Genomic DNA, 1,304 nt, shown 5'->3' with positions numbered 1-1,304 from the left:
AGTATTGAATAAATCTTTTTTAGCATCATTTAGCCTTCTCGTATTTATATCATTTGGATTTTTATTATATCTCACTTGTGCTTGGACAACTCGTTTTTGCAAATGGTCAACTATTTCTTGGTGTGTTATAACTTCTACGTTTTTAAGTTTTCCTGTCTCAATATCATGCTGAATTTGCTTGGAATCAATCCTTATCCTATCTGATCCATAATTTTTGGGAGTTGTACTGAATTCTGGATCTGTTGTTGAAATATAAGGTGTACGATCAGAATTACCACCTCGTATTTGAGAATGGATAGGAAGATCTCCCTCAGGATTTACTGACACTAGATAACCATCCTCATTGATATAAGCTTTAGGGTTTCCTTTATAATTTCGAGTATCATAGAAATTGTTATCGTTTCGAGTTACAAAATCCGGAACAGTTTTTTCAGTAAAAGCTCTAGTATTCACTTTAGCAGCCGGCACCACGCTCTGAGTCCTTACCGCATCCTTAATCTGATAATACTCATTAATCTGGGTATCAGCCCTTTGTATTTGTAAATCCTTATTATAAGCCCGAGTACTCCAAGCTGCTGCACTTACCATTAGGAAGTCATAACCCGCTTTTATACTCGGTGCGTACCTGGTATAGTTTGTGGCATAATTCAGGAGTTCCTCATCAGCCTCTTTGCCTGTGACTGGATCAAGGCCCATTTCAGCGATATACTCAAAACGTTTTTGCTCGAAGTTAGGATCGTGTTTGCTTAACAAATCAATGATACGAAAAGGGCAAGGAAAGCATCCTACCCTAAATTCTTTATACTAGATTAATCTTCTAAAATCACAGGAAAAGTATCTTCCCCTCTGTGCATTTTTTCTTCCATTTATTTTCATAAGCAAAATCCTGTGATTTTAAAGTTTCACTAACAATTTTTTTGAATTCTGCTTTGTTCATTTGTAGGCGGAATCTAAATATTCCTTTACTGTCAAAGGAAGTCTTCGTTTTAAGTGAGGATACNTTTCCAAATAGTCATCAATCCCTTTCTCAAAGGCTGGTTTAATAAACTTCTCTGTATTCTCTGAAAGACTTTCCTTCGTCAGATCAGATAGTTTATAATCNCCAAGCATTTTGTCGTTATCATTGTAAACAAAGCGACCTCCAAAATCTCCAAAGCCATGACTCAACTTCTCTAATTTTTCATGAAGCTTTTTTATAAAAAAGCCGTAATTGATATAAAAAGAGTTCTCAAAGTTAGATTTTTGAAAGCCAACAAATACCTTTAAATCAGTATTTTCAAATGTATAATATTTATTTTCATAAG

Annotated in this window: 1 protein-coding gene and 1 pseudogene; both read right to left on the bottom strand. The window is 34.6% G+C overall.

The annotated features are described in order from the left end of the window. Positions 1-753, bottom strand: a pseudogene (locus D8886_RS11870) (hypothetical protein); the annotation flags it as partial. A gap of 180 nt (positions 754-933) precedes the next feature. After that, the coding region (locus D8886_RS11565; protein ID WP_125435774.1) for a DUF4304 domain-containing protein at positions 934-1,304 on the bottom strand (371 nt) is incomplete at its 5' end.

It is taken from the genome of Streptococcus sanguinis (assembly GCF_003943655.1).
Lineage (GTDB): Bacteria > Bacillota > Bacilli > Lactobacillales > Streptococcaceae > Streptococcus > Streptococcus sanguinis_F.
Note: the sequence above shows the minus strand (reverse complement) of the source record. Positions and strands in the feature narration are given on the sequence as shown.